We start from the raw sequence: 18,434 nt of genomic DNA, 5'->3' as shown, positions 1-18,434 counted from the left end.
CCTCGAAGCGAAGTTGGGGAGAGAAAATGGAAGTCGTCGCAGTCGATATCGGGGGCACCCATGCCCGCTTCGCCATCGCCGAGGTCGAGGGCGGCCGCGTCGTGCGCATCGACGATCCCGTCACCCAGAAGACCGCCGAGCATGGCAGCCTCCAGCTCGCCTGGCAGGCGTTCGGGGAAGCCGCCGGCCGGCCCCTGCCCCGCGCCGCCGCGATCGCGGTCGCCTCGCCGATCAACCCCGACCTCATCAAGCTGACCAACAATCCGTGGATCATCCGCCCGCCGCTGATCCGCGAGCGGCTGGAAGTCGACGACTGGACGCTCATTAACGATTTCGGCGCGGTCGGCCATGCGGTGGCGCAGCTTCCCGACGAGCATTTCATCCACATCTGCGGGCCCGAAGGCGGGCTGCCGGACAAGGGATCGATCACCGTTTGCGGTCCGGGCACGGGCCTGGGCGTCGCGCAGGTGTTCCGCACCGGTGAACGCTATCACGTGATCGAGACCGAGGGCGGCCACATGGATTTCGCCCCGCTCGACGGGATCGAGGATGCGCTGCTCAAGCGCCTGCGCCGCGATTATACCCGCGTGTCGGTCGAGCGGGTGTGCTCGGGGCCGGGCATCAAGGCGATCTACGAGACGCTGGCCGGGATCGAGCATCGATCGATCCACCAGATCGACGACAAGGCGATCTGGACGATGGCGTTCGAGGGTACCGACAGCCTGGCCGCGGCGGCGATGGACCGCTTCTGCCTGTCGCTGGGTGCGGTCGCGGGGGACCTGGCGCTGGCGCACGGGCCCAAGGGCGTGGTGATCGCCGGCGGGCTGGGACTGCGCCTCAAGGACCATCTCCTCACCTCCGGCTTTGCCTCGCGCTTCGTCGCCAAGGGTCGGTTCCAGGGGTTGATGGCCTCCATCCCAGTCAAGCTCATCACCTATCCGCAGCCGGGCCTCTATGGCGCCGCCGCCGCCTTTGCGCAGGAGCACACGCAATGAACATCGAAGACATCATGCGCGCCAGCCCGGTCATCCCCGTGCTGGTGATCGACGACGCTGCCACCGCCCGCCCGCTGGCCGAGGCGCTGGTCAAGGGCGGGCTCAAGGTGCTGGAGGTGACGCTGCGCACCCCCGCCGCGCTCGATGCTATCGCCGAGATGAGGAAGGTCGAGGGCGCGATCGTCGGCGCCGGCACCGTCGTTTCGACCCAGCAGTTCGAGCAGGCGATCGCCGCAGGCAGCGAGTTCATCGTCTCCCCTGGCCTGACCGAGGCGCTGGCCGAGCCGATCGTCAACTCGCAGGTGCCGTACCTGCCGGGTGTGGCGACGGCGGGCGACATCATGCGCGGCTATGCGCTGGGCCTGCGCCACTTCAAGTTCTTCCCCGCCGAAACATCGGGCGGGCTCAAGGCCTTGAAGGCACTGGCCGCGCCCTTCTACGAAGCGCGCTTCTGTCCCACCGGGGGCATTTCCGAAGTGACCGCCCCCGACTGGCTCGCCTTCGACCCGGTGCTGTGCGTCGGCGGAAGCTGGGTGACGGGCGGCGCGCTGGCCGATGTCGAAACGCGCGCGGGTGCGGCGGCGCGGTTGGCGCGGTGAAATCCCTGCGCTCGTGCTGAGCTTTTCGAAGCACGTGTCCAGAGCGATCCTCCCGGTACACGTCCTTCGACAAGCTGAGGACGAACGGATAGGTGAACCGTCATCCCGGACTTGATCCGGGATCCCGCTTCTTCTTGTCCATGCACGGAAACGGAAGCGGGACCCCGGATCAAGTCCGGGGTGACGATTACGGGTTGCCGGCACGCCCGCGAAATAATCCACCCGGCTCACTGCATTAACGGCTGACACGCCCCGCCCCCGCCGCTTAGATGCCGCCATGGCGCTAGACATCCGGAACAGCGGGCTTTCCGATGCCCTCGTCGTCCTCGGTTCGGCGGGATTGGTGATTCCGGCGTTCGCGCGGTTCAAGATCAGCCCGGTCATCGGGTTCATCCTGGTCGGCATCCTGGTCGGGCCCAACGCGCTCGGATCGATGGTCGATCGTTATCCGTGGCTCTACTTCGTCACCATCTCGAACACGCACGCGATCGAGCCGTTCGCCGAGTTCGGGATCATCCTCCTCCTCTTTTCGATCGGACTGGAGCTGTCGTTCCGGCGATTATGGGCGATGCGAGCGCAGGTGTTCGGGCTGGGCGCGGCCGAACTGCTGATCTCGGGCCTGGTCATCGGCGCGGCGCTCTATCTGATGGGACAGGCGTCGAGCGGCGCAGTCGGGCTGGGCCTCGCGCTCGCGCTTTCCTCGACCGCGATCGTACTGCCACTGGCGGGCACGACCAGCGCGATCGGGCGCGGCGCCTTCGCGATGCTGCTGTTCGAGGATCTGGCGCTTGTCCCGATCATCTTCATGCTCGGCGCGCTGGCGCCGACCGCCACCGACGAGGGTTGGACCGGCCTTGCCGACGTCGCGATCGCCGGCGGCGTCACCGTCGTCGCGCTCTACCTCGCCGGCCGCTTCATGCTGCCGCGCATGTTCGGCCAGGCGGCTCGCACCAAGAGCCCGGAACTCTTCCTTGCCGCCAGCCTGCTCGTCGTCATCGTCGCAAGTTTGGCGACCGCCGCCGCCGGCCTGTCGCCGATCGTCGGCGCGCTGCTCGCCGGGCTGCTGATTGCCGAGACCGATTATCATGAGGAAGTCGACGCCATCACCGCGCCGTTCAAGGGGCTGGCGCTGGGTGTGTTCCTGATCTCGGTCGGCATGTCGCTCGATCTGCGGCTGGTCGCGCGTTACTGGCCCGAGCTGCTTGCGGCGATCAGCGGAGTCATGCTGGTCAAGGCGGTGGTGACGACGCTGCTCCTCCGCTTCTCCGGCACGCGGCCGGGCGTCGCGGCGGAAACGGGCGTACTGATGGCCAGCCCCTCCGAAACCACGCTGATCGTGCTCGGCGCGGCCGGCACCGCGGGGCTGATCCAGCCCTCGACCGCGGCCTTCTGGACCACCGTCACCGCGATCGGCCTCACCATCACGCCGCTTCTCGCAAAGGGGGGGCGCCTCGTCGCCCGCCGGATCGAGGCACGCGTCGGCGGGCCGGAGCCGATCGAGCCGGCAGTCGCGTCCAACGGCACCGTCGTCATCGGCTTCGGGCGCGTCGGCCGCACGATCGCCGACATGCTCCGCGCGCACGAGAAACCCTATCTCGCGATCGAAGCGGACATCGACGTCGTCAACACGGCGCGGCGCGAGGGCTACAACGTTCAGTTCGGCGACGTCGCCCGGTCCGACATGGTCGACCGCCTCAATCTTGGCCATGCTAAGGCGCTGGTCATCACCATGGACGATCCCGTGCTCAGCGTCCGCCTGACCAAGCGCGTCCGCGGCTGGGTGCCGCAACTCCCCATCATCGTCCGCGCGCGCGACGCCGCGCATGCCGCCGCGCTCTATCGCGCGGGCGCGACCGATGCGGTGCCGGAGACGCTGGAAAGCTCGCTACAGCTCTCCGAGGCGCTGCTCGTCGACCTGGGCGTCGGCGTCGGGCCGGTGATCGCCTCGATCCACGAGAAGCGCGACGAGATGCGCAAGTCGATCAAGGATGCGGCGGGCCTGGAACGCGAGCCGCGTATCCGCCGCGTCCGCCAGGTCGAGGCCTGATGCCTTGAGCGCACCGCAAAGCGAGGCCTCGCTCGGGCGTCCGCGCCAGACGCTCGGCCTGGTCGACATGCTCGCGCTGATCGTCGGCATCGTCATCGGCGCGGGCATCTTCCGCACGCCTGCCCTAGTCGCGGGAATGGCGGGCAGCGAACTCGCGCTGGTCGCCGTATGGGTCGCGGGCGGGCTGCTCTCGATCATCGGTGCGCTCTGCTATGCCGAGCTCGCTGCGACTTTCCCCCATGTCGGCGGCGACTATCACTTCCTCGGCCGAGCCTATGGCGAGCGCGTCGCCTTTCTCTACGGCTGGGCGCGGCTTGCCGTGATCCAGACCGGCTCGCTGGCGCTTCTCGCCTATGTGTGCGGCGACTATCTCCAGATGCTGCTGCCGCTCGGCAGCTATGGCGCCAGCCTGTGGGCGGGGTTCGCCGTGGTCACCATCAGCGCGCTCAACTGGGCCGGCATCCGAGAGGGCGCCGCGGCGCAGCGCTGGCTGACCCTGGCGGAGGTCGGCGGGCTGGTGCTGCTGATCGTCGCCGGCTTCTGGGTCGATCGCGCGCCGGAAACGTCGGGCAGCAGCGCGAGGGGGTCGGTCGGCCTGATGCTCGTCTATGTCCTCCTCACCTATGGCGGGTGGAGCGAGGCGGCGTATCTGTCCGCCGAAGTGCGCGGCAGCAAGCGGCGCATCGGCATCATCCTCGTCGGCGGCCTCGCGCTGGTGACGGCGCTCTACGTCCTCGCCAACCTCGCCTTCGTCAACGCGCTGGGGCTTGCCGGCGTGGCGAGGAGCGAGGCTGTCGCCGCGGAGGTCGCGCGCGCCGCGTTCGGCTCGACCGGCGCGGGACTGATCGCCGCCGCCGTGGCGATCGCCGCGCTCACCTCCGCCAACGCCACTGCCATCACCGGCGCGCGGACGAGCTGTGCGATCGGGCGGACCTTCCCCGCACTCGGCTGGCTGGGTCGCTGGGACGAGCGGCGCGACACGCCGGGCAACGCGCTGATCGCCCAGGCGATCGTGGCGCTGATCCTGGTCGTGGCGGGTGCATTCACCCGCGACGGTTTCGCGCTGGTCGTCGATTATACCGCGCCGGTGTTCTGGCTGTTCCTGCTGCTGACCGGATTGTCGCTGTTCATCCTGCGCCGCCGCCATCCGGCGATCGAGCGCCCGTTCCGCGTGCCGCTTTATCCGGTCACGCCGGCGATCTTTTGCCTCACCACCGCGTTCCTCCTCTGGTCGAGCCTTGCCTATACGGGTTGGGGCGCGCTCGCCGGTTGCGGCGTGTTGGCGGTCGGTGGATTGCTGCTCGTCTTCCTGAAGCCCGTTCCCGAGGAGAGCCTGCCATGAAGCCTCTGATCGTCGGACTAGCCCTCACCCTCGCCGCCGGCCCCGCCAGCGCCCAGACCAAGCCTTCGCCCGCGCCGCAAGCCGCGCCCGCGCGATCGCCGGACGTCATCTACGTCCCCACGCCGCCGGAAGTGGTCGCGGCGATGCTCGACCTGGCGGAAGTGCGCGACGGCGATGTTCTCTACGATCTGGGTTCGGGTGATGGCCGCATCCCGATCGCCGCGGTGAAGCGCAACCGGCTTAAGAAGGCGACGGGCATCGACATCGATCCCGAGCGCATTGCCGAAGCCCGCGCGAACGCCAAGGCGCAGGGTGTCGAGGGCAAGGTCGCGTTCCGCCAGGACGACATCTTCACGACCGATTTCTCGGATGCGACCGTCGTCACGCTCTACCTGCTCGATTCGCTCAACGAGAAGCTGCGGCCGCGGATCATGGCGCTGAAGCCCGGCACCCGCATCGTCAGCCACGCCTTCCGCATGGGCGACTGGACACCCGAGGCCGAGCGCGACATCGGCGGCCGGCGCATCTATCTGTGGCGCGTGCCGAAGCGGTAATCGCTCAGGGGCGCCGCGGGATCAGCAGCCAGGGGCGCGGCCGACCGGTCGGCTTCTTCACGCCGTCCATCCGCTCGACACGGATGATCGGGATCGGGCGCAGGATCATCTGCCCCTTCATCGCGTCGAAGCCACCGCCGGTCGGCACCGCCAGGATGCGCTTGGCGACCGCCATGCCGGCGACGACCTTGCCGAACGCGGCATAGCCCAAATAACCGGGCCGCGCGTCCATCTGCGGTGAGGCGCCGACGCACAGCACGAAATTGCCGCCCGCCGCCTTGGGGCTGGCCCCCCGCGCCATCGAGATTGCACCGTCGACATGGCGGATGCCGGTCTTGTCGGTGGTTTCCAGCGGAAAGGGCGGCAGGATCCGCCGCGCATCGGTCTGGATGCCGCCCTGGATGAAGCCGGTGCCCGGCTTCGCCTTCGACCGGGCAGCGCGATAGAAGCGCGTGCCGTCGAACCGTTCGTCGTCGACATAGGCGAGGAAGTTCGCCGTCGTCGCGGGCGCGCGCCGCGCGTCGAGCGCGACGATGATCGCGCCCACCGGCGTGACGATCCGCACGCGAACGACCGCCGGCTCCCGCGCCGCCGCGACGCGCGGGGCAAGCGCGAGGGCCGCCCCGCCCCCGATCAATCCCCGCCGCGTCAGCATCGCGCTCAGCGCGCCATGCCTCCAGCCGCCAGCACCGCCAGCGTGACGAGGTCGCTCGCCGTCGCCGTCATCGGCGCGATCTGCACGTTCTTCTCCATGCCGATCAGCATCGGGCCGATCATCTGGTCACCGCCCAGCTCACGAAGCAGCTTGGCCGAGATGTTGGCCGACTGAAGCCCCGGCATGATGAGCACGTTCGCCGGACCCGAAAGCCGCGCGAACGGATAGTTGGCGAGCTGCTTGGCATTGAGCGCGACGTCGGGCGCCATCTCGCCCTCATATTCGAAGCCGGGCTGGCGGCGATCGAGCACCGTCACAGCCTCGCGCAGATTGTCGAGCCACTTGCCCTCGGGATTGCCGAAGGTCGAATAGCTGAGGAACGCGACGCGCGGCTCGTGGCCCATGCGACGCGCGACCTGTGCCGTCGCCTCGGCGATGTCGGCCAGTTCCTCGCCGGTCGGCCGCTCGTTGACCGTGGTGTCGGCGATGAAGACGGTGTGGGTCTGGCCGACGAGCACGTGGATGCCGAACGGCGTGCGGCCCGGCGCCGGGTCGATCACGCGCTTGATCTCGCGCATCGACTGGGCATAGGCGCGCGTCACGCCGGTGATCATCGCGTCGCCCTCGCCCAGCTGGAGCAGGAGCGCGCCGAAGATGTTGCGGTCCTGGTTGACCATCCGCTCGCATTCGCGGCGAAGGAAGCCGCGCCGCTGGAGCCGAGCGTAGAGGAAGTCGACCATCGCCGGGACGAGCGGCGAGACGCGGCTGTTGTGGACCTCGAATCCTTCCGGATCGCTGACGCCCAGCGCTTTCAGGCGGTCGTGTACGTCGTCGCGGCCGACCAGCACCGGCGTGCCGTAGCCGCCGTCGCGGAAGGCGATCGCGGCGCGAAGCACCACTTCCTCCTCACCCTCGGCGAAGATGACGCGCTTCGGCCGCGCGCGCGCGCCCTCGTACGCAAGGCTGAGCACCGCCGTCGTCGGGTTGAGCCGCGCGCGCAGGCTTTCGCGATACGCCGACATGTCGAGGATCGGCCGCGTCGCCACGCCCGAATCCATCGCTGCCTTGGCAACAGCGGCCGAGACGACCTCCATCAGCCGCGGGTCGAAGGGCGCCGGAATGATATATTCGGGGCCGAAGACGTGCTGCACGCCGTAAGCCGTCGCCACCTCGTCGGGCACGCGGTCGCGCGCCAGTTCGGCGATCGCGTTTGCGGCGGCGATCTTCATCTCGTCGTTGATCCCCGTCGCGCGCACGTCGAGCGCGCCGCGGAAGATGAAGGGGAAGCCGATGACGTTGTTGACCTGGTTCGGATAGTCCGAGCGGCCGGTGGCGATGATCGCGTCGGGCCGGGCGGCTTTGGCGAGCTCGGGCCGGATCTCGGGCTCGGGATTGGCCATCGCGAAGATGATCGGCGCGGGCGCCATGTCCTTGACCATCTCGGGCTTCAGCGCGCCCGCTGCCGACAGGCCCAGGAACACGTCGGCGCCGTGCAGCGCCTCGACCAGGGTGCGGCGGTCCGTGGCGGCGGCATGCGCCGACTGCCACTGGTTCACGCCGTCGCGGCCCTGATAGATGACACCCGTGCGGTCGCACATGATGACGTTGTCGTGGCGCACGCCCATCGCCTTGATGAGCTCGGTACACGCGATCGCCGCGGCGCCCGCGCCGTTGACCACGACCTTTATGTCGCCCAGCCGGCGGCCGGTCAGCAGGCAGGCGTTGATGAGCCCCGCCGCGGTGATGATCGCGGTGCCGTGCTGGTCGTCATGGAAGACCGGGATGTTCATCCGCTCGCGCAGCGTCTGCTCGATGATGAAGCATTCGGGCGCCTTGATGTCCTCAAGGTTGATGCCGCCGAAGCTCGGCTCCATCAGCTCGACCGCGTCGATGATGCGCGCGACGTCCTCGGTCTTGAGCTCGATATCGATGGAATCGACATCGGCGAAGCGCTTGAACAGCACCGCCTTACCCTCCATCACCGGCTTCGAGGCGAGCGCGCCCAGATTGCCGAGACCCAGGATCGCGGTGCCGTTCGAGATGACGGCCACGAGATTGCCCTTGGCGGTGTAGTCATAAGCAGTCGCCGGATCCTCCGCGATCGCCTTCACCGGCACCGCGACGCCGGGCGAATAGGCAAGCGCCAGGTCGCGCTGCGTCGTCAGCGGCTTGGATGCGACGATCTCGATCTTGCCCGGCCGGCCCTCGGCATGGAAACGCAGCGCCTCGCGCTCGGTGAACTGGTCGGCGGGTTCGTCGGTCATGCTGCGCAGCGTCCTTGGCGAAGGGGCGGGTGACGCTAGGGCTCTTGGCCGCTCAGGCCGCGAAGGGCAAGCCTAGGCAAGCATGGGCGTGCCGGCTATGTTCGGGGGATGGAGCATGAGCCCGGCATCTTTGAGACTCGCGACGAAGAAGCCGACGCTGAGGCCGATGCGCGTGCGATGGCCGACTATCGCGCTGGCCGCTCTTACCCCCATTCGGTCGTCAAGCAGTGGCTGCGAACCTGGGGCGATCCCGACTTCAAGCCCTTCGACGAATGGCTAAAGTCGTCTGGTTGAGGCCGGCGATCGTCGAAATCGACCAGATCGCTGCCTATGTCCGCGTTTTCGATCCCACCGCGGCCGAACGGCTGGCCGCAAGCCTTTACGCGCTCGGAGAGAGCCTATCCGAGTTTCCAAATCGTGGTCGTCCGGCCAGCAATGGTGCCAGGGAGTTGGTCACTTTGCGCCCGTACATCATTCGATATCTGGTTCTGGGAGACGAGGTTCTGATCCTGCGAGTTCGTCACGGCGCCCGCCGCCCCGATGAGTAATAATGCCCCCACCCCCATGATGGCGCAGTATTTGACGCTCAAGGAAGAGGCGGGCGACTGCCTGCTCTTCTATCGCATGGGCGACTTCTTCGAGCTGTTCTTCGACGATGCGCGCGTCGCGTCCGCCGTGCTCGACATCGCGCTGACCGGGCGCGGCGAGCACGAGGGTGAGCGCATTCCGATGTGCGGCGTGCCGATCCACGCGGCGACCGCCTATCTCCAGCGGCTCATCAAGGCCGGACACCGCGTCGCCATCGCCGAACAGGTCGAGACGCCGGAGGAGGCCAAGAAGCGCGGCGGGTCGAAGGCGCTGGTCTCACGCGCCATCGTCCGGCTGGTCACCGCGGGCACGCTGACCGAAGAGGCACTGCTCGACGCGCGGGCCGCCAACTGGTGCGTCGCGGTCGGCGAAGCGGCGGGCGGCGTCACCGTTGCCGCCGCGGACGTGTCGACCGGCCGGTTCGAGCTGTTCGAGACCGACGCGGCCTCTTTAGGCGCCACCCTCGCCCGCCTCTCGCCGGCCGAAATCGTTGCGGTCGAGGGCGCGGCGATCGAGGCCACCACCTATCGCCCTCGCGCGGACTTCGACAGCGCGCGTGGCGAGGCGCGGCTGAAGGCGCTCTACGGCGTCGCGACGCTCGATGGATTCGGCCAGTTCAGCCGTGCCGGGCTAGCCGCGGCGGGCGGCCTGATCGCCTATCTGGAGCATACCGCCAAGGGTGCCCTCCCCTTCCTGCGCCCGCCCGTGCTCCATGCCGGCGGCGCCACGATGGCGATCGACGCGGCTACGCGAGAGAGCCTGGAGCTTACCTGCACGCAGGGCGGTACCCGCGCGGGCAGCCTGCTCGACGCCGTCGATCGCACCGTCACCGGGGCCGGCGCGCGCCTGCTCGCTGCCGATCTTTCGGCGCCACTGATGGACGCAGCCGCGATCGGTGCGCGGCTCGACCTCGTCCAACGCTTTCATGACGAGAGCGCGCTTCGCGAACGCGTCCGCGCCAAGTTGCGCGCGCTGCCCGACATCGGCCGCGCGCTCGGCCGCCTCGTTGCCGGTCGCGGCAGTCCGCGCGACCTCGGCCAGCTTCGCGATGGGCTCGACGCCGCGTGGCAGCTCGGCGAGAGCCTGGCGCAGATTGCCGCGCCGCCGCCGCTGCTCGCAGACCTCGCCCCTCGCCTTCAGGGACACGGCGCGCTGATCGACCTGCTCCAGCGCGCGCTCGTTCCCGCACCGCCGATCGAGACCGCGCAAGGGGGCTACATCGCAGAGGGCTTCGACGCCGCGCTCGATGATCTTCGCGCGGCGGGTGCCGGCGGACGACGCGCGATCGCCGCGCTCGAGGCCGAGTATCGCACGCGCACCGGCATCGCAGCACTGAAGATCCGGCACAATGGCGTGCTCGGCTATCATGTCGAGGTGCCCGCTCGCGCCGCCGACAAGCTGATGGCGGACGGCAGCGGCTTCACCCATCGCCAGACGCTGGCGGGCGTCGTCCGCTTCAACGCGCCCGACCTGCACGAGGCCGCGCTCAAGGTGACGCAGGCGGGCAGCCACGCGCTCGCCGCCGAAGCCGCGCACCTCGAATCCTTGGTCGAGGAAGCGCTCGCCTGCCGTGAGCCGATCGCCCGCACCGCCGATGCGCTCGCGCGCATCGACGTCGCCGCTGGGCTTGCCGAGCGCGCGGCGGAGGGCGGCTGGGCTCGCCCGCAATTGACCGAACAGCCATGCTTCGAGATAGAGGGCGGGCGACACCCGGTGGTCGAGGCGGCGCTGGCCCGAACAGGCGAGCGCTTCGTCGCCAACGACTGCGCGCTGGGCGAGGATTCGCGCCTGTGGCTCGTCACCGGACCGAACATGGGCGGCAAGTCGACCTTCCTGCGCCAGAACGCGCTGATCGCGGTGCTCGCGCAGGCGGGAAGCTATGTGCCCGCCACGCGCGCGCGCATTGGCCTGGTCGATCGCCTGTTCAGCCGCGTCGGCGCGAGCGACAACCTGGCGCGCGGTCGATCGACGTTCATGGTCGAGATGGTCGAAACTGCCGCGATCCTGGCGCAGGCGGGGCCGAACAGCTTCGTCATCCTGGACGAGGTCGGCCGCGGCACCTCGACCTATGACGGGCTCGCCATCGCCTGGGCGGTGGTGGAAGCGATCCATGAGGTCAATCGCTGCCGCTGTCTGTTCGCGACCCACTATCACGAGCTGACCCGGCTGGCCGAGCGCTGCCATGCGCTTCGCCTCCACCATGTCCGCGCGCGCGAATGGAAGGGCGATCTCGTCCTCCTGCACGAACTCGCTCCCGGCCCTGCCGACCGCAGCTATGGCCTTGCCGTCGCCCGGCTTGCGGGCCTTCCGCCGGCGACGATCGCGCGGGCAAAGGCGGTGCTGGCGAAGCTGGAGGCCGGGCGCCAGAAGACCGGCGGGCTCGCCGCCGGCCTGGACGACCTGCCGCTTTTCGCCGCCGCGGCGGAGCAGGAGGCGCAGGCGGTCGATGCGTTACGCGAAGCGCTCGCCGCCATCGACGTCGACGCGCTGTCACCGCGCGAGGCATTGGAGGCGCTCTACAAACTCAAGACATTGGCCGGCGAACCTGCGCGCTAGATGAACGACGCTCCCACATTCCATTCAGGCTCGAACTCCTAGACGGGCGGTCCGGGAACGCCGGATCGGCTGAACGTTTCGTTCATGAAACTCTCTTCCGAAACTGGCGTTCAGAGGGGCGAGATTTTGAACTAGGGAGTTTGAACCATGCGTAATCTGATGATGGCGGTTGCCGCCGCCGGCCTGCTTGTTCCTGCCACTGCCGTGATCCCGACCGACAAGGCCGAGGCTTCGGCGCAGAAGCGCTACAAGTATCGCGAGTGGCGCGGTCGTGACGGCCGCCGATATTGCCGCAAGCCCGATGGCACGACTGGACTCCTCGTGGGCGGCGTCGCCGGCGCGCTGGTCGGCCGCACGATCGACACGCGCGGCGACCGCACGCTCGGGACGCTGCTCGGTGCGGGCGCGGGCGCGCTAGCCGGCCGCGAGATCGAGCGGAGCGGCAGCCGCAGCCGCTGCCGCTGATTTCGATCGCGCAAAGGTGTAACGAAGGGCGGGCATCCAATGCCCGCCCTTTTCGTTTGGGCGACTGATTCACGTCAAAGGAGATTGCGACGATGACGACCCGTAGCGCGAGCGCGAAGTATGAAGGCCTGGGCAAGGCGGGCAAGGGCCATGTCTCGCTCCAGTCGGGTGTGCTGACCGACCAATTCTATGGCTTCAACACCCGCTTCGCCGACGAGCCCGGCACCAATCCTGAAGAGCTGATCGCCGCCGCCCACGCCTCGTGCTTCACCATGGCGCTGAGCTTCGCGCTCGCGCAGGCCGGGTATAGCGACGGCACGCTTGAGACGACGGCGAAGGTCAAGCTGGAGCAGGACGGTCCCGGCTTCAAGATCACCCGTTCGGACCTGGTGCTGACCGCCAGCGTGCCCGGTATCGAGGCGGACGAGTTCGAGAAGATCGCCGGCGAGGCCAAGGCCGGCTGCCCGATCTCGAAGGTTCTCAATGCCGAGATCACGCTGGAGCATACGCTGAACGGTTGATCGACCAGCGCGGGAAGGTGGCGGATCGCTTAACCTTCCCGCGCTAAGCCGCGGCGATGCTGCGCGTTCTCACGCTCTCGACCCTGTTTCCCGATGCGACGCGGCCGAACTTCGGCGTGTTCGTCGAGCGGCAGACGCTCGGGCTGGCGGCGCTTTCCGATACCGAGGTGCGCGTGGTGGCGCCGGTGGGTCTGCCGCCCTTCCCGCTGTCGCGCCATGCGGTCTATCGCGGGCTATCCGAACTGCCGCGCGCGGAGACGTGGAAGGGGCTCGCCGTCGATCGGCCGCGCTTCCTCAACCTGCCCGGCACGAACGGGCGCTGGCACGCGGCGATGCTCGCGCGAGCGCTGGCGCCGCTGCTGACGCGTGTTCGCCGCGAGTTCGCGTTCGACGTGATCGACGCATCGTTCTTCTTTCCCGACGGCCCGGCTGTGGTGGCGCTCGGCAAGCGCTTTGGCGTGCCGGTGTCGATCAAGGCGCGCGGGGCGGACATTCATCATTGGGGGCGTGCGCCCGCGACGAGCGCTGCCGTCCGGGAGGCGGGCCGCGCGGCCGACGGACTGCTCACGGTCAGCGAGGCGATGCGCGGCGACATGATCGCGCTCGGCATGCCCGGCGATCGGATCGTGGTGCATTACACCGGAGTCGACCAGGCGCGCTTTCGCCCCGATGCGGGGGCCAAGGCAACGCTTGGCATCGACGGTCCGCTGGTCGTTTCGGTCGGCGCGTTGATCCCGCGCAAGGGTCACGACATCGTCATCGATGCGGTTGCGCGGCTCCCTGGCGTGGCGCTGCGCATCGCGGGGGATGGTCCGGAGCGGGCCGCGCTACAGGCGCAGATCGACCGGCTGGGCATCGGCGGTCGGGTCGTACTGCTCGGGCCCGTGCCACATGATTCGCTGCCACCGCTGCTGGCTGCCGCCGACGTGATGGCGCTTGCCTCCTCATCCGAGGGGCTTGCCAATGCATGGGTCGAGGCGCTTGCCAGCGGGACGTCGATCGTGATCCCCGACGCCGGCGGCGCGCGCGAGGTGCTCGACCGGGCAGAGGCGGGGCGGATCGTCGAGCGGTCGCCTGAGGCATTCGCGGCGGCGATCGGCGAGTTGCTGGCGGATCCGTCCGAGCCGGCCGCCGTGCGCGAGGCGGCGAGCCGCTTCACCTGGAACCGGAACGCCGAGACGTTGCGGGCGCATCTGGCCGCGTTGGTCGAGCGACGGCGCTGATCTCCAGCCGTCACCCCGGACTTGTTCCGGGGTCCACGGTTCCGCGGACCAAGTGGCCGGTGAGTACGCGGGACGGTGGATGCCGGAACAAGTCCGGCATGACTTTCGGAGCTTCAGTCGCATAATCCGTCTTCCCGGACCTGATCCGGGATCCCGCTTCTTCTCTCTTCCAAGGCAGCGGGACCCCGGCTCAAGGCCGGGGTGACGAAGATTGCCTTAGAACGGCAGCTTGAAGCCCGGCGGGAGCGGCATGCCGGCGGTCAGCTTCGACATCTCGGTCGAGCTTGCCGTATCCGCCTTCGCGCGTGCGTCGTTGAGCGCCGCGGCGACCAGGTCCTCGATCACGCCCTTTTCCTCGGGCTTCAGCAGCGATTCATCGATATCCACGCCGATGATTCGGCCCTTGGCACTGGCACGCACCTTGACCAGGCCGCCGCCCGAAACGCCCTCGACCTCGATGGTGTCGAGCGCCGCTTGTGCCTTGGTCAGTTCGTTCTGGACGTTCTGGGCCATCGCCATGATGTCGTCGAGATTCTTCATGTCATGCTCCGTCTGGTCTTGGGGCCGACCAGCTCGCTGCCGGGAAAGGCGGCGAGCGCGGCGGCCACCACGGGGTGTTCGCGTACGGACTGTTCAAACGCTTCGTCGTCCGCGCGTTCCATTTCGCGCAGCGAAGGTTCGCCGGCCGCGTCGCTCGTCGTCACCTTCCACCGCGCACCGGTCGCGGTCTTCAGCGCGTCCATCAGCTCGCGCGGGAAGTCGGACGGGATCGGCCGCGCGGTCGACAGCACGATTTCGGGCGGCTCGATCCGCACCGGCCGCGCATGGTTGCGCCATGCCTCCGCAAGCGCCACGCGTCCGGTTTGCGCGATCGTGTCGCCGATCGCCTCCAGCGTCGCCGGAAGCGCCGGCGCGGCGGCAGCCGGCGGCGGTGTCGCGGCAGCGGGAGCGGGAGCGGCGGGGGCGACCTGCACGCCGCCCTCGCGGATCTGACGCGCCAGCTCGCCCGGGTCGGGAAGCTGCGCGGCGTGGATCACGCGCAGCAGCGCCATCTCGCACGCCTCGATCGGAAGCGCCGCACGCCCGACCTCCTCATGTCCCTTGAGCAGCAGCTGCCACAGCCGGTGAAGCAGCGGGAACGACAGCCGCGACGCCCAGTCGGCCAGCGCCTCGCGTGCCTCAATGGGTTGCGCGGGATCGGCGGGGGTGCCGACCTTCACCAAAGTCACGCCGTGGACCGTCTCCAGCAGCGTGCGCAGCACCGCCTGCGGATCGACGCCCAGGTCGTATTGCCGCCGGAGCGCCGCCAGCGCCCCCGGCGCATCGCCCGCCAGCAGCAGCGCCAGGAGCTCTCTCACCGCGCCGCGGTCGGACAAGCCCAGCATCTCGCGCACCGCGTCGGCGCGGACCCCGCCGCCCTCCATGCCGGCATGCGCGATCGCCTGATCGAGGATCGACAACCCGTCGCGCGCCGACCCTTCCGCGGCGCGCGCGATCAGCGCCAGCGCCTCGGGCTCGGCCTCGAACCCCTCGGCGTCGACCACATGCGCGAAATGCGCGGCAAGCTTCTCGGCCGGGATCCGGCGCAGGTCGAACCGCTGACAGCGCGACAGCACGGTGATCGGAACCTTGTTCACCTCGGTCGTGGCGAACAGGAACTTGACGTGCGCGGGCGGCTCTTCAAGCGTCTTCAGAAGCGCGTTGAACGCGTTCTTCGACAGCATGTGGACCTCGTCCACGATGTAGATCTTGTAGCGCGCGGACACGGCGGCATAGCGCGACGCCTCGATGATCTCGCGGACGTCGTCGACGCCGGTGTGGCTGGCGGCGTCCATCTCGATCACGTCGATGTGGCGCCCCTCGGCGATCGCGCGGCAGGGCTCGCAGACGCCGCACGGATCGATCGTCGGCCCGCCCTGCCCGTCCGGGCCGATGCAGTTGAGCGCCTTGGCGATCAGCCGCGCGGTTGAGGTCTTGCCGACCCCGCGCACGCCCGTCAGCAGGAAGGCATGGGCCAGCCGGTCACGCCGGATCGCGTTACCCAGCGTCTGGACCATCGCATCCTGGCCGATCAGCTCGGCAAAGGTCTGCGGCCGATATTTGCGCGCCAGGACGCGATATGCCTCGCCCTTTGCGGCCGGCGGCGCGGGCGGTTCGCCCAGATCGAAACCCATCTCGTCCATCACGGTCAATCTAGGGCTTGGGGGCGTCGCGGGATAGCCCCGTCAGCGCTGAAGCGCCTTCTGGATGTCGACCTCGATCGCCTCCGGCTTGGTGGTCGGGGCATAGCGTTCGATCACGCGGCCGTCGCGGCCGACCAGGAATTTGGTGAAGTTCCACTTGATCGCCTCGCTGCCCAGGAGCCCCGGCGCCTCATGCTTCAGGTGCCGCCACAACGGCGCGGCATCGGGGCCGTTGACGTCGACCTTGGCGAGGATCGGAAAGGTGACGTCATAGCTGGTCGAACAGAAGGTCGCGATCTCCGCGGCGTCGCCGGGCTCCTGCGCACCGAACTGATTGCAGGGGAAGCCGAGCACGGTGAGGCCTGCCCCTTCATGCGCGCGGTAGAGCGCCTCCAGCCCCTCATACTGCGGCGTGAATCCGCATTTGGAAGCGACGTTGACGATCAGCAGCACGCGCCCGCGATAGGGCGACAGGTCGCCCTCGCTGCCGTCGGCGGCCTTGACGGGGATCGAATAGAGATCGGTCATTCGAGCACTCCTTCATGCAGCCGCACGACGCGGTCCATCCGGCTCGCTAGCCGCTCGTTGTGCGTCGCCACCAAAGCCGCCGAGCCTTCGCCGCGGACAAGCCGCAGGAATTCGGCGAGGACGATGTCGGCGGTCGCTTCGTCGAGGTTGCCGGTGGGCTCGTCCGCAAGCACGAGCGCGGGCCGGTTGGCGAGCGCGCGCGCCACGGCGACGCGCTGCTGCTCGCCGCCCGAGAGCTGGCTCGGCCGATGCGTCAGGCGGTGGCCGAGGCCGAGCACCGACAGCAACCGCTCGGCACGGTCCGCCGCTTGGCTTTCGCTCGCACCGTGGATGAGCTGCGGCAACACGACATTCTCGGCGGCGGTGAAGTCGGGGAGGAGGTGGTGGAACTGGTAGATGAAACCCAGCCGGTCGCGGCGGACTTCGGTGCGGCCCGCACTGTCGAGTTTGGCGACCTCCTGTCCCGCGATGCGGATCGATCCCTCGAACCCGCCCTCGAGCAGCCCGACCGCCTGGAGGAGCGTCGACTTGCCCGATCCGGAGGGGCCGAGCAGCGCGACGATCTCGCCCGGGCCGACGTGCAGATCGACGCCGCGCAGCACCTCGATCGTCGCGCCGCCCTGCGTGAAGCTGCGCTTGAGATCGTGAGTGGAAAGGACCGCCTCACTCATAGCGGAGCACCTGAACGGGGTCGGTGCTCGCCGCCTTGAATGCGGGATAGAGCGTGGCGAGGAAGCTGAACACGAACGCCATCAGCGCGATGCCGGCGATCTCCATCGGATCGGTCTTGGACGGCAATTCGGTCAGATAGCGCATCGAGGGATCCCAGATCTGCTGCCCGGTGACGAGGCCGAGGAAGCCGAGCACCTGCTGACGGAAGTAGAGCAGGATGAACCCCATGATGAGCCCGGCGATGATGCCCAGTGAGCCGATCGTCGTGCCCACCGTGACGAAGATGCGGATCAGACCGCCCCGGGTCGCCCCCATCGTCCGCAGGATCGCGATGTCGCGCGTCTTGGCGCGGACGAGCATGATGAGCGAGGACAGGATGTTGAACACCGCGACCAGAATCAGGATCGACAGCACGGTGAACGTCACCAGCCGGTCGACCTGAAGCGCCTCGAAGATCTCCGAATTGAGCCGCCGCCAGTCGTTGAGCTGACCCTTGGACACCACCTTGGCGGCGAGCGGCTGGAGGATCTGCTCGACCTTGTCCGGGTCGACGGTGTCGATCTCGATCATGCCGACCGAATCGCCCATCAGAAGGAGCGTCTGCGCATCCTCCATCGGCATGACGACGAACGCCTTGTCATAGTCGTAGACGCCGACCTCGAAGATCGCGGCGATCCGATAGGCGACGATGCGCGGCACCGTCCCCATCGGCGTCGACACGCCCTGAAAGCTGATGAGCGAGATTTCGCTGCCGACCGTCGCGCCCAGCGACTGCGCCAGGCGGGAGCCGATCGCGATGTTGCCGCTGCCTGGCGTCAGCTGATCGAGCTTGCCCAGGATCACATTGTCGCGGATCGTCGGGTTGCCGCGAATGTCCTCCACCCGCATCCCGCGCAGCAGCACCGCCTCGGTCCGGCCGTTGAAGTCGGTCATCAGCGGCTGTTCGATCAGCGGCGTGGCGCTGGTGACGCCCGGCGTCCGCTTCGCGTCGTCCAGCACCTGGCGCCAGTCGCGCAGCTGTCCCGCATAGCCCTGCACCACAGCATGGCCGTTGAGCCCCACGATCTTGTCGAACAGCTCGGCGCGGAAACCGTTCATCACGCTCATCACGATGACGAGCGCGGCGACGCCCAGCATCACCGCGACCAGGCTGATTCCGGCGACGAGGAAGATGAACGCCTCCCCCCGTCCGGGCAGCAGATATCGCCGCGCGATCAAGCGCTCGTAGCGCGACAGGATCAT

General features: G+C 68.6%; 18 protein-coding genes. 11 read left to right on the top strand and 7 right to left on the bottom strand.

What is annotated here, in order from left to right; genetic code table 11:
- The first annotated feature begins 26 nt into the window (after positions 1-26).
- From glk to RS883_RS08360, 5 genes are all read left to right on the top strand, one after another.
- A complete protein-coding gene (glk, locus tag RS883_RS08380) occupies positions 27-995 on the top strand; it encodes a glucokinase (protein ID WP_315764828.1) in 969 nt (322 codons plus the stop codon).
- On the top strand, positions 992-1,594 hold the full coding sequence (eda, locus tag RS883_RS08375) for a bifunctional 4-hydroxy-2-oxoglutarate aldolase/2-dehydro-3-deoxy-phosphogluconate aldolase (protein WP_315764825.1): 603 nt from the start codon (positions 992-994) through the stop codon (positions 1,592-1,594). Before glk ends, eda begins: the two co-directional genes overlap by 4 nt.
- 277 nt (positions 1,595-1,871) lie before the next feature.
- Positions 1,872-3,641 (top strand): cation:proton antiporter, encoded by a 1,770-nt coding sequence (locus RS883_RS08370; RefSeq protein WP_315764822.1) that lies wholly within the window; start codon positions 1,872-1,874, stop codon positions 3,639-3,641.
- A 4-nt stretch (positions 3,642-3,645) separates the two neighbouring features.
- On the top strand, positions 3,646-4,983 hold the full coding sequence (locus RS883_RS08365; protein WP_315764819.1) for an APC family permease: 1,338 nt from the start codon (positions 3,646-3,648) through the stop codon (positions 4,981-4,983).
- Positions 4,980-5,537: a class I SAM-dependent methyltransferase gene (locus RS883_RS08360; protein ID WP_315764816.1), complete on the top strand. Its 558-nt coding sequence runs from the start codon at positions 4,980-4,982 to the stop codon at positions 5,535-5,537. The genes RS883_RS08365 and RS883_RS08360 overlap by 4 nt, the downstream gene beginning before the upstream one ends.
- 4 nt (positions 5,538-5,541) lie before the next feature.
- On the opposite strand, the gene RS883_RS08355 is transcribed toward RS883_RS08360, so the two are convergent.
- Both RS883_RS08355 and RS883_RS08350 read right to left on the bottom strand, forming a co-directional pair.
- Positions 5,542-6,192 (bottom strand): peptidylprolyl isomerase, encoded by a 651-nt coding sequence (locus RS883_RS08355; RefSeq protein WP_315764813.1) that lies wholly within the window; start codon positions 6,190-6,192, stop codon positions 5,542-5,544.
- 5 nt (positions 6,193-6,197) lie between these two features.
- A complete protein-coding gene (locus RS883_RS08350; RefSeq protein WP_315764811.1) occupies positions 6,198-8,456 on the bottom strand; it encodes an NADP-dependent malic enzyme in 2,259 nt (752 codons plus the stop codon).
- A gap of 108 nt (positions 8,457-8,564) precedes the next feature.
- Here RS883_RS08350 and RS883_RS08345 point away from each other — a divergent pair, with 108 nt between their 5' ends.
- The 6 genes from RS883_RS08345 (at position 8,565) to RS883_RS08320 (ending at position 13,809) form a co-directional block, all read left to right on the top strand.
- Positions 8,565-8,750 (top strand): antitoxin, encoded by a 186-nt coding sequence (locus tag RS883_RS08345; protein WP_315764809.1) that lies wholly within the window; start codon positions 8,565-8,567, stop codon positions 8,748-8,750.
- Positions 8,729-9,004, top strand: coding sequence for a type II toxin-antitoxin system RelE/ParE family toxin (locus tag RS883_RS08340; RefSeq protein ID WP_315764807.1), 276 nt, complete (start codon positions 8,729-8,731; stop codon positions 9,002-9,004). The genes RS883_RS08345 and RS883_RS08340 overlap by 22 nt, the downstream gene beginning before the upstream one ends.
- Positions 9,005-9,020: 16 nt before the next feature.
- Positions 9,021-11,600 carry a DNA mismatch repair protein MutS gene (gene mutS, locus RS883_RS08335; RefSeq protein WP_315765034.1) on the top strand — a complete coding sequence of 860 codons (2,580 nt, stop codon included), beginning with the start codon at positions 9,021-9,023 and terminating at the stop codon, positions 11,598-11,600.
- 147 nt (positions 11,601-11,747) lie between these two features.
- The gene (locus RS883_RS08330) at positions 11,748-12,065 is read left to right on the top strand and encodes a glycine zipper 2TM domain-containing protein (RefSeq protein WP_315764805.1); all 318 of its coding nucleotides are present in this window, start codon (positions 11,748-11,750) and stop codon (positions 12,063-12,065) included.
- A 92-nt stretch (positions 12,066-12,157) separates the two neighbouring features.
- On the top strand, positions 12,158-12,586 hold the full coding sequence (locus RS883_RS08325) for an OsmC family protein (RefSeq protein WP_315764803.1): 429 nt from the start codon (positions 12,158-12,160) through the stop codon (positions 12,584-12,586).
- Positions 12,587-12,642: 56 nt separating this feature from the next.
- Positions 12,643-13,809: a glycosyltransferase gene (locus tag RS883_RS08320; protein ID WP_315764802.1), complete on the top strand. Its 1,167-nt coding sequence runs from the start codon at positions 12,643-12,645 to the stop codon at positions 13,807-13,809.
- Between the two features lie 216 nt (positions 13,810-14,025).
- Here RS883_RS08320 and RS883_RS08315 read toward each other — a convergent pair whose 3' ends face one another.
- From RS883_RS08315 to RS883_RS08295, 5 genes are read right to left on the bottom strand one after another with little or no spacing between them, the layout of a single operon-like run.
- A complete protein-coding gene (locus RS883_RS08315; RefSeq protein WP_315764801.1) occupies positions 14,026-14,349 on the bottom strand; it encodes a YbaB/EbfC family nucleoid-associated protein in 324 nt (107 codons plus the stop codon).
- Positions 14,346-15,992 carry a DNA polymerase III subunit gamma/tau gene (locus RS883_RS08310; protein ID WP_409977406.1) on the bottom strand — a complete coding sequence of 549 codons (1,647 nt, stop codon included), beginning with the start codon at positions 15,990-15,992 and terminating at the stop codon, positions 14,346-14,348. The genes RS883_RS08315 and RS883_RS08310 overlap by 4 nt, the downstream gene beginning before the upstream one ends.
- A 42-nt stretch (positions 15,993-16,034) precedes the next feature.
- Entirely contained in the window at positions 16,035-16,520 is a 486-nt protein-coding gene (locus RS883_RS08305; protein WP_315764800.1) for a glutathione peroxidase, read from the bottom strand.
- Complete coding sequence (locus RS883_RS08300; protein ID WP_315764798.1) at positions 16,517-17,191, bottom strand: ABC transporter ATP-binding protein; 675 nt, start codon at positions 17,189-17,191, stop codon at positions 16,517-16,519. The genes RS883_RS08305 and RS883_RS08300 overlap by 4 nt, the downstream gene beginning before the upstream one ends.
- Positions 17,184-18,434, bottom strand: a complete 1,251-nt coding sequence (locus RS883_RS08295) for a lipoprotein-releasing ABC transporter permease subunit (protein WP_315764796.1) — start codon at positions 18,432-18,434, stop codon at positions 17,184-17,186. The genes RS883_RS08300 and RS883_RS08295 overlap by 8 nt, the downstream gene beginning before the upstream one ends.

This window comes from Sphingomonas sp. Y38-1Y, from assembly GCF_032391395.1.
In the GTDB taxonomy this organism is placed as follows: domain Bacteria; phylum Pseudomonadota; class Alphaproteobacteria; order Sphingomonadales; family Sphingomonadaceae; genus Sphingomonas.
Note: the sequence above shows the minus strand (reverse complement) of the source record. Positions and strands in the feature narration are given on the sequence as shown.

What these genes read in the sequence shown, in the direction of transcription:
- glk (WP_315764828.1), top strand. Translation starts at nt 27, where the DNA reads ATGGAAGTCGTCGCAGTCGATATCGGGGGCACCCATGCCCGCTTCGCC.
- eda (WP_315764825.1), top strand. Translation starts at nt 992, where the DNA reads ATGAACATCGAAGACATCATGCGCGCCAGCCCGGTCATCCCCGTGCTG.
- RS883_RS08370 (WP_315764822.1), top strand. Translation starts at nt 1,872, where the DNA reads ATGGCGCTAGACATCCGGAACAGCGGGCTTTCCGATGCCCTCGTCGTC.
- RS883_RS08360 (WP_315764816.1), top strand. Translation starts at nt 4,980, where the DNA reads ATGAAGCCTCTGATCGTCGGACTAGCCCTCACCCTCGCCGCCGGCCCC.
- RS883_RS08355 (WP_315764813.1), bottom strand. Translation starts at nt 6,192, where the DNA reads ATGCTGACGCGGCGGGGATTGATCGGGGGCGGGGCGGCCCTCGCGCTT.
- RS883_RS08350 (WP_315764811.1), bottom strand. Translation starts at nt 8,456, where the DNA reads ATGACCGACGAACCCGCCGACCAGTTCACCGAGCGCGAGGCGCTGCGT.
- RS883_RS08345 (WP_315764809.1), top strand. Translation starts at nt 8,565, where the DNA reads ATGGAGCATGAGCCCGGCATCTTTGAGACTCGCGACGAAGAAGCCGAC.
- RS883_RS08340 (WP_315764807.1), top strand. Translation starts at nt 8,729, where the DNA reads ATGGCTAAAGTCGTCTGGTTGAGGCCGGCGATCGTCGAAATCGACCAG.
- mutS (WP_315765034.1), top strand. Translation starts at nt 9,021, where the DNA reads ATGATGGCGCAGTATTTGACGCTCAAGGAAGAGGCGGGCGACTGCCTG.
- RS883_RS08330 (WP_315764805.1), top strand. Translation starts at nt 11,748, where the DNA reads ATGCGTAATCTGATGATGGCGGTTGCCGCCGCCGGCCTGCTTGTTCCT.
- RS883_RS08325 (WP_315764803.1), top strand. Translation starts at nt 12,158, where the DNA reads ATGACGACCCGTAGCGCGAGCGCGAAGTATGAAGGCCTGGGCAAGGCG.
- RS883_RS08320 (WP_315764802.1), top strand. Translation starts at nt 12,643, where the DNA reads ATGCTGCGCGTTCTCACGCTCTCGACCCTGTTTCCCGATGCGACGCGG.
- RS883_RS08315 (WP_315764801.1), bottom strand. Translation starts at nt 14,349, where the DNA reads ATGAAGAATCTCGACGACATCATGGCGATGGCCCAGAACGTCCAGAAC.
- RS883_RS08310 (WP_409977406.1), bottom strand. Translation starts at nt 15,992, where the DNA reads ATGGACGAGATGGGTTTCGATCTGGGCGAACCGCCCGCGCCGCCGGCC.
- RS883_RS08305 (WP_315764800.1), bottom strand. Translation starts at nt 16,520, where the DNA reads ATGACCGATCTCTATTCGATCCCCGTCAAGGCCGCCGACGGCAGCGAG.
- RS883_RS08300 (WP_315764798.1), bottom strand. Translation starts at nt 17,191, where the DNA reads ATGAGTGAGGCGGTCCTTTCCACTCACGATCTCAAGCGCAGCTTCACG.
- RS883_RS08295 (WP_315764796.1), bottom strand. Translation starts at nt 18,434, where the DNA reads ATGATCCTGTCGCGCTACGAGCGCTTGATCGCGCGGCGATATCTGCTG.